Here is a 7,317-nt window from a genome sequence, read left to right as displayed (position 1 = left end):
CCGCCGACGCGCCCGCCGCCGCTGCCGCCCCGGCGCCGGCCCCGGTCAACACCGCGCAGGTCGTCACGCCGCAAAACATTTACGTCATGGCCAACAGCGCCGCGCTGGGCGCGCAAGCCCAGCAGAGCCAGTCGGATACGCCGGCCACGGCCGCCCCTGCTCCGGCCGCGTCCGCCGCCAGCCCGGCGCCGGCCGACGCACCGCTGCTGAGCGCGGCCTTCACGCCGGCCCTGCCGCGCGTGGCCCCGCGCAGCGCCGACGCGGCCAGCGCCGCCGGCGACAGCACCGATTACAACGCCAGCGCCACCACCGCCGCCGTCACGGCCGCCGCCGCCAAGGACGACAGCCTCGGCCGGGCCAGCGCGCCCGCCCCGACGCCGGTCGGCAACAGCGTCGGCTTCAGCCAGGCGCCGCAGACCGCCGCGCCGGCGCCTGCCGCCGTGGTCAAGCTGGCCGGCGCGCCGGACCAGTGGCAGCAGCCGCTGCGCGAGGCGCTGGGCGACCGCCTGCAAGTGCAGCTGCAACGCAATAACGACCACGCCGTGATCCGGCTGGAACCGCCCAATATGGGCAGCATCGAAATTTCGATCCGCCACAGCGCCGGCTCGCTGCAGGTGAACCTGAGCGCCAACCACAGCGAGGTGCTGCGCCAGCTGAACACCATCGGCGACAGCGTGCGCCAGGATCTGTCGACCCGGCAGTACGCCGACGTCTCGGTCACCGTGTCGTCCTCGCGCGCCCAGGCCCAGGCCGACAGCGGCGGGCGCAACGGCCAGCAGCGCGAGCAGGACCAGGGCCGCGCGCCGGGCCGCGCCCTGGCCGACGACGACACGACCACCTTTGCCATGACGTCCGAGCGGGAGTAATCAGTAGATGAAGAACATGAAAATGATCATAACGCTGGCGCTGGTGGCCGTAGTGGGCGCAGCGGTTGCCGGCGGCGCAGTCTGGTACATCTCGAAGGGCAAGGACGAGCCGGCGACGGAAGCCGACGGCAAGTCGGCCAAGAAGCCGGCCAAGAAGGAAGAGAAAAAAAGCGACGACAAGTCGGCACCGAAATACCTGACGGTGGACAAAGTGGTCATCATGCTCAAGCGCCAACCCGGCGACACGCTGTCGCACTACATGTCGGCCGACCTGGTGATCACCACCACCGAGAAGAAGGAAAAGGAAGCCAAGGAACAGTTGCCGCTGCTGCGCAGCGTGGCGGTGCGCACGCTGTCCAACCTGCCGATGGCCACCGCGCAAGTGATGACCATCGACCAGTTCGCGGCCGAGCTGAACAAGGCCTTCGACGCGACCTATGAGCACGAAGGCCGGGAAAAGCCTTTCAACGAAGTCATGATCGGCAAGCTGATCATTGAGTAGCTTGCGGCCAGCATGAAAACGAGTGAAGCGAGCACTGGAGCGGGCATGGCCTATGTAGAGCAATTCGCGGACGCCTACGCCGAAAGTTACGGCGAGCCCGGCGTCGCGCCGGTCGCGCACAGCGTGGCCGACGAGCAAAAACACCTGCTGGCCTACGCGCCGCTGGTCAAGCGCATCGTGCGCCAGCTCAATTCGCAGATCGCCGGCGCCATCGACCGCGACGACATGGAACAGATCGGCCTGATGGGCCTGCTGGAGGCGCTGCGCCGCTACGGCGAGCCGGACGGCGCCTTCGGCAGCTACGCCAGCCTGCGGGTGCGCGGCGCCATCCTTGACGAGCTGCGCCGCCAGGACTGGCGTCCGCGCGCGGTGCGCCAGCAAAGCCACAAGCTGCGCGACGCCGTGCGCGCGCTGACCCGCACGCTGGGCCATGAACCGAGCGAGCAGGAGATCATGAGCGGCCTGAAGCTCACGCCCGAGGCCTACCAGGCTTACCAGATGGACGAGAACGCCGAGCTGATCGCCAGCTTCGACGAGGTGCTGCAGGACAGCGTCAGCAACGACAGCGCGCCCAGCCCGGAGGACCAGCTGGTGGTGCGCCGCAGCCTGGAGCAGGCGCTGCGCGGCCTCGACGAGCGCGAGCAGCGGGTGGTCCAGATGTATTACGAATTCGAGCTCAGCTACAAGGAAATCGCCGCCGTGCTGGACCTGACCGACGCCCGCGTCTGTCAGCTCAACAAGGCGGCCCTGGGCAAGATGAAGGCAGTATTGCAAAACGCCTGATCCAGAGCGGGCGCAAGGCAAGATTAGAAAAATGACGCGGAAAGGCGAATCATCATGCAGCAAATAGTCGGCATACTCATAGTTTTAGGCAGCGTCTTCGGCGGCTTCTTCATGATGGGCGGGGCTTTCCATCAGATCTGGCAACCGATCGAGCTGATCGTGATTGCCGGCGCGGGCTTCGGCGCGCTGGTGATCGGCAACCCCAGCCACGTGCTGAAGGAGGCGGTCACCCAGATCAAGAAGATCGTGTTCCGCAAAAAATACGACTCCGAATTCCAGCGCCAGTTGCTGCTGCTGATGTACGAGCTGCTGCAGCTGGCCGCCGGCGGCCTGAAGGCGCTCGACGCCCACGTCGAGGCCCCAAAGGACAGCCCGCTGTTCCAGCGCTACCCGCGCGTGCTGGAGGAGCCCAAGCTGCTGGCCTTCATCGTTGACAACTTCCGCCTGATGGCGATGGGTAAGATCAACGCCCACGAGCTCGAAGGCGTGCTGGAGCAGGAACTGGAAGCCATCCACACCGAGCTCGAACAGCCGGCCAAGTCGCTGGCCAAGATCGGCGAGGCGATGCCGGGCTTCGGTATTCTGGCCGCCGTGCTGGGCATCGTGATCACCATGAACACCGTGAGCGAAGGCGCGACCTCGGGCGAGATCGCCGAGCACGTCGGCGCCGCCATGGTCGGCACCTTCATCGGTATTTTCTTCTGCTACGGCATCCTCGATCCGATCTCCAGCATGATGAAGCAGCTGGTCAACCAGGAAGCGTCCAACAAGGAAACCGTCAAGGTGGTGCTGGTGACGCACGTGGCCGGCAAGCCGCCGCTGCTGGCGATCGACGCCGGCCGCCGCCTGGTGCAGCTGAACATCAAGCCGAGCTTCGCCCAGCTGGAACGCTGGATCAACGACCTGGAAGGCCGCGACAGCGCGCCGGCCGAGGACAGCTCGCGCAGAGGAGGCCGCGGTGCTAAAGTCGCATGACAAGGGCCACGAGCAAACCATCGTCAAGCGCGGCGGTGGCAAGCACAAGCACGACGACCACGGCGGCGCCTGGAAGGTAGCCTTCGCGGACTTCTGCCTGGCGCTGATGTGTTTGTTCCTGGTGCTGTGGCTGATGGCGGCCCGCAACTTCGAATCGCTCGAGCAGATCCTGACCGAGGCCGACGGCGCCAAGACCGACCAGGGCAAGGGCGTCATGCCCGAGCAGGTGGGCGGCCCGCGCGGCAGCCTGATCGACCGCTTCCCGATGCCGCACACCGGCAGCACCGAGGAACCGGGCGACTTCAAGGCCAAGGGCGAGGCCAACACCAGGGTCACCGGCGAGGCCGAGCCGGTGGTCGAGTCGCCCAAGATCAAGTACGACAGCCCGAGCGACCTGGCGGCGCTGTCCAAGGCGCTGACCAAGATGAGCGCCGAGGCCGGCCTGACCAGCAACCTGGAATCCGTGATCACGCCCTACGGCCTGCGCGTGATGCTGCACGACACCGACCACCAGGGCATGTTCATGCGCGGCTCGGCCGTGCCGACCGACAAGTTCCGCGCGCTGCTGCGCAAGATGGGTCCGCTGTTCCGGCAGATGGAGAACCAGATGCTGATTGTCGGCCACACCGATTCGCTGCAGTACGCCGACCGCAGCTACGCGGCCTTCTCCAACTGGACGCTGTCGGCCAACCGCGCCATGTCGGCCCGCTCGCAGCTGCTGGCCGGCACCATGAACCCGGAATCGGTGCTGCAGGTGGTGGGCATGGCCGACCGCGCGCCGCTCGACACCAAGCGCGCCGACGCCGGCGTCAACCGCCGCATCGAATTACTGATTTTGACCACGGCGCAGGCCAAGTCGATCGCCACCATGTTCGGCATGCCGGAGGGCAGCAGCGCGCTGACCGAGGATGTCGACACGGCGCTGCCCGACGCCACCCTGCTGGAAAAACTGCGCAGCAAGCTCGGCGGCGCCAGCCCGCTGCGCGACCCGCGCCGCAACAAATAATACGACGTATGGAAACCAAGCCAACCCGAGGCACACGTATGAGAATCTCCACAGGAAGTCCGGACGGCGTCGCCGTCCAGCGCGTGGCGGAGGCGGCCCCGGCCGAAGCCGCCGAGGCGGTCGCGCCGCCAGCCGTGCAGGCGCCGCTGCAGTCGGCGGTGATGCAGCCGGCGCTGCAGGCGATGCGCGAGATGCCGGAAATCGACCAGGAAAAAGTCGACATGCTGCGCGACGCCCTGGCCAAGGGCGAGCTGCCGTTCGACCCGGCCAAGCTGGCCGGCCTGATCCAGCGCTTCCACGGGAGCGAGAAGTGAGCGATGCGGCAAGCTTGACCAGCCCGACCTCGCGCCAGGACGCCATGCGCCAGTTGCTGGCCGGCGTGGCCGACGACCTGCTGGCCTACGCCGAGCTGCGCGGCCTGCTGGACCAGCAATTCGACGCCGCCCTGCGCCACAAGGGGCCGCAACTGACCGCCGTGGCCGAGGCCATTTCCGCGCTGGTGGACGTGATGCAGGCGCGCCGCACGCAGCGCGTTGCGCTGGTACAACGTCTACTTGGCCCGTCAGCCACCATGTTGCAGGCTTTTGCCTTGCTGAAAAATTCGGCACGGGAGAGAATGGAGAACGACTGGAACACGTTGGAACAGATGGTTATCGAATGCAAGCGTTTGGGCAAGCGCAATAGCGACTTGCTGGTAGAGCAGTACAGCATCATGCAGCGCGTGCTGCATGGCGAGGAGCAGATCTATGCACCAGCTTGACCGGATGCAATCGACCGCACCCACGGCTGCCACCGTATCGAACATGACGCCCAGCCGCCCGACCGCGGCGCTGGGCGGCATGGCGTCGGCGGGGGCGTTCGCCTCCACCTTCCAGCAAGTCCAGCACGACGTCAGCGCCTTCATCGCGCAGGGCGGCGGCTTCAGCTCCCCTGCCCCGGCCGCCGATGGCGCCAACGGCACCACCCCGGCCATGAACCTGCAGGCGATGGCCTTGCGCCACCAGGGCGCCGGCGCGATCGACGGCGGCGCCGACACCGACGCCCAACAGCAATTCCTGGCCTCGATCAAGCCCTGGGCCGAGGAAACCGCCGGCAAGCTGGGCGTCTCGCCCGACATCGTCGCCGCGCATGCGGCGCTGGAATCGGGCTGGGGCCGCAATCCGCTGCGCCAGGGCGGCGCCGACAGCAACAACCTGTTCGGCATCAAGGCCGGCGGCGGCTGGCAAGGCGCGGTCGCGGCCGCCACCACCACCGAATTCGAACACGGCGCCATGCTGAAAAAGGTCGAGCGCTTCCGCAGCTATCCCGACACCGCCAGCGCCTTCCGCGACTACGCCGATCTGCTGACCGCCAACCCGCGCTACCAGGCTGCGCTCAACACCGGCAGCGACGCCCGCGCCTTCGCCCACGGGCTGGCGCAAGGCGGCTACGCCACCGATCCGCACTACGCGGACAAACTCAGCAAGCTGGCGGCGCAGCTGCAACACGCCGGCGGCAAGCTCACTGCGTCGGGGAACTAGTGGAACCGGGCATATCGACAGGCTCCACCGTCGCCGCGCCCGTCACCCTGGCGCGGATCACGGTACCGTTGGCGTTGCGCACCCGCACCATGGTGCCGCGCGCGCCGTTGTCCAGCGCCTCGGCTCCCATGCTGACCTCGATCTCGTCGCGCCTGGCCACGATGCGCACCGCGTCGCCGCGCTTGACCACGGTCGGCGCGCTCAGCAAGGCCATCCGCAACACTTCGCCGCTGCGCAGCGCGCGCCGGCCAGCCAACCCCACCACTTCCTGCGGATCGGACACGCTGTCGGTCAAACCGGAGATGTCGTGGCGCTCCAGCAACACATCTTCATCTGTCAGAATTTTTCCTGACGGAACATCGCTTGCCATGATCGCAATGCGCGCCGAGACCTGCGCGCGCACCACAAACTCGTACCGCCAGCCGTCGGCGCCGTCGCAAACGGCGGCGAAACGCATGCGGCTCGGCAGCCGCGTATCGAGCGCTTCAACCGTCACAGCGTGGCTGCAAGGGGCTAGCGGCCTGCTTCCGCGCACCACGGTGAGCTCGAATTTGGGTTCCACCAGCCCGCTGCTGTCGGCCCAGCGTTGCACATGGGTGCGCGCCGCGGCCTCCACCGCCAGCGGCACTTGTTCGGCGCTGGTCGGACCGGTCGCGGAACTTGCTGCAGAAAATGAAGTGCAAAACAGCAACATTGCACGCAAAGCGGTTACAATACTTTTGTTGAACATGGGCAATACCTCTACTATGATGCCGGGAGCCGTAACGTGTTGGGCGGATGATGCGCCCGGGCGCCATTCTACCCCGGCGCCGGCGGTTTTCACTCATGCAACATCGTTTTACAGCAATGCTTACACAGGGGACGAACATGGCGATTAATTTCAAAGATGCGGTGGGCCTGCATGCCGACGCGCTGCACCTGCGGGCCGAGCGCACCCGCATCCTGGCCTCCAACATCGCCAATGAAAACACGCCAGGCTTCCAGGCGCGCGACATGGACTTCGCCGCCACGCTGGCCAACACCCAGGCCGAGGCCAGCGGCGACATCGGCGGCGACGACGACGCCGCCATGATGTACCGCGTGCCGTTCCACCCGACCCGCGACGGCAACACCGTCGAGATCGGCGTCGAGCAGGCGGCGTTCTCGCAGAACGCCTCGGACTTCCAGACCAGCCTGACCTTCGTCAACATGAGCCTCAAGGGCCTGGCCAAGGCCATCAACGGCCAATAAGGAGCGCCAAATGTCGTTCAAGAATATTTCCGAGATCGCCGGCTCGGCCATGGCCGCGCAGTCGGTGCGCCTCAATACCATCGCCAGTAATCTCGCCAACGCCGATTCCGTGGCCGGCACCGAGGCCGACACCTACCGCGCCCGCAAGCCGGTGTTCGCCGCCGTCATGACCGACAGCATCGGCGACATGGGCAACACCGGCGGCAAGGTCCAGGTGCTGGACGTGGTCGAATCGAGCGAGCCGCTGCGCAAGGTCTACGAACCGGGCCATCCGATGGCCAACGCCGACGGCATGGTGTTCTACCCCAACGTCAACCAGGTGGCCGAGATGACCGACATGATGTCGGCCTCGCGCGCCTTCGAGACCAATGTCGAAGTCCTGGGCCGTATCCGCACGATGCAACAATCCCTCCTCAAACTCGGTGAAGGTTAAGC

At 66.6% G+C, this 7,317-nt stretch carries 11 protein-coding genes; 10 read left to right on the top strand and 1 reads right to left on the bottom strand.

Annotated features, from left to right (window positions below; translation table 11 throughout):
* The 8 genes from ACUJB0_RS31300 to ACUJB0_RS31265 form a co-directional block, all read left to right on the top strand.
* Positions 1-866, top strand: an 866-nt coding sequence (locus ACUJB0_RS31300; RefSeq protein WP_444848672.1) for a flagellar hook-length control protein FliK, incomplete at its 5' end; no start/stop codon positions are given.
* A gap of 16 nt (positions 867-882) precedes the next feature.
* Positions 883-1,368: a flagellar basal body-associated FliL family protein gene (locus ACUJB0_RS31295; RefSeq protein WP_444848671.1), complete on the top strand. Its 486-nt coding sequence runs from the start codon at positions 883-885 to the stop codon at positions 1,366-1,368.
* Positions 1,369-1,413: 45 nt separating this feature from the next.
* Complete coding sequence (locus ACUJB0_RS31290; RefSeq protein WP_161087490.1) at positions 1,414-2,151, top strand: FliA/WhiG family RNA polymerase sigma factor; 738 nt, start codon at positions 1,414-1,416, stop codon at positions 2,149-2,151.
* Positions 2,152-2,205: 54 nt separating this feature from the next.
* Positions 2,206-3,126: a flagellar motor stator protein MotA gene (motA, locus tag ACUJB0_RS31285; RefSeq protein ID WP_117011420.1), complete on the top strand. Its 921-nt coding sequence runs from the start codon at positions 2,206-2,208 to the stop codon at positions 3,124-3,126.
* Positions 3,110-4,132, top strand: a complete 1,023-nt coding sequence (locus tag ACUJB0_RS31280) for a flagellar motor protein MotB (RefSeq protein WP_444848670.1) — start codon at positions 3,110-3,112, stop codon at positions 4,130-4,132. The genes motA and ACUJB0_RS31280 overlap by 17 nt, the downstream gene beginning before the upstream one ends.
* A 38-nt stretch (positions 4,133-4,170) precedes the next feature.
* The gene (gene flgM, locus ACUJB0_RS31275; protein ID WP_161091808.1) at positions 4,171-4,446 is read left to right on the top strand and encodes a flagellar biosynthesis anti-sigma factor FlgM; all 276 of its coding nucleotides are present in this window, start codon (positions 4,171-4,173) and stop codon (positions 4,444-4,446) included.
* Positions 4,443-4,892, top strand: coding sequence for a flagellar export chaperone FlgN (flgN, locus tag ACUJB0_RS31270; RefSeq protein WP_444848669.1), 450 nt, complete (start codon positions 4,443-4,445; stop codon positions 4,890-4,892). Before flgM ends, flgN begins: the two co-directional genes overlap by 4 nt.
* Positions 4,879-5,652, top strand: coding sequence for a glycoside hydrolase family 73 protein (locus ACUJB0_RS31265; protein ID WP_444848668.1), 774 nt, complete (start codon positions 4,879-4,881; stop codon positions 5,650-5,652). Before flgN ends, ACUJB0_RS31265 begins: the two co-directional genes overlap by 14 nt.
* Here the strand turns inward: ACUJB0_RS31265 and flgA are convergent.
* Entirely contained in the window at positions 5,633-6,382 is a 750-nt protein-coding gene (flgA, locus tag ACUJB0_RS31260) for a flagellar basal body P-ring formation chaperone FlgA (RefSeq protein WP_444848667.1), read from the bottom strand. The genes ACUJB0_RS31265 and flgA overlap by 20 nt on opposite strands.
* Before the next feature lie 137 nt (positions 6,383-6,519).
* Between flgA and flgB the strand changes: the two genes are divergently transcribed.
* Together flgB and flgC are read left to right on the top strand one after the other, a co-directional pair.
* The gene (flgB, locus tag ACUJB0_RS31255) at positions 6,520-6,882 is read left to right on the top strand and encodes a flagellar basal body rod protein FlgB (protein ID WP_161087496.1); all 363 of its coding nucleotides are present in this window, start codon (positions 6,520-6,522) and stop codon (positions 6,880-6,882) included.
* A gap of 10 nt (positions 6,883-6,892) precedes the next feature.
* Complete coding sequence (gene flgC / locus ACUJB0_RS31250) at positions 6,893-7,315, top strand: flagellar basal body rod protein FlgC (RefSeq protein ID WP_444848666.1); 423 nt, start codon at positions 6,893-6,895, stop codon at positions 7,313-7,315.
* Positions 7,316-7,317 lie beyond the last annotated feature (2 nt).

Origin of the sequence: Duganella caerulea (assembly GCF_040362985.1) — a bacterium.
Taxonomy (GTDB): Bacteria; Pseudomonadota; Gammaproteobacteria; order Burkholderiales; family Burkholderiaceae_D; genus Rugamonas; species Rugamonas vulcania.
Note: the sequence above shows the minus strand (reverse complement) of the source record. Positions and strands in the feature narration are given on the sequence as shown.

What these genes read in the sequence shown, in the direction of transcription:
- ACUJB0_RS31295 (WP_444848671.1), top strand. Translation starts at nt 883, where the DNA reads ATGAAAATGATCATAACGCTGGCGCTGGTGGCCGTAGTGGGCGCAGCG.
- ACUJB0_RS31290 (WP_161087490.1), top strand. Translation starts at nt 1,414, where the DNA reads ATGGCCTATGTAGAGCAATTCGCGGACGCCTACGCCGAAAGTTACGGC.
- motA (WP_117011420.1), top strand. Translation starts at nt 2,206, where the DNA reads ATGCAGCAAATAGTCGGCATACTCATAGTTTTAGGCAGCGTCTTCGGC.
- flgM (WP_161091808.1), top strand. Translation starts at nt 4,171, where the DNA reads ATGAGAATCTCCACAGGAAGTCCGGACGGCGTCGCCGTCCAGCGCGTG.
- ACUJB0_RS31265 (WP_444848668.1), top strand. Translation starts at nt 4,879, where the DNA reads ATGCACCAGCTTGACCGGATGCAATCGACCGCACCCACGGCTGCCACC.
- flgA (WP_444848667.1), bottom strand. Translation starts at nt 6,382, where the DNA reads ATGTTCAACAAAAGTATTGTAACCGCTTTGCGTGCAATGTTGCTGTTT.
- flgB (WP_161087496.1), top strand. Translation starts at nt 6,520, where the DNA reads ATGGCGATTAATTTCAAAGATGCGGTGGGCCTGCATGCCGACGCGCTG.
- flgC (WP_444848666.1), top strand. Translation starts at nt 6,893, where the DNA reads ATGTCGTTCAAGAATATTTCCGAGATCGCCGGCTCGGCCATGGCCGCG.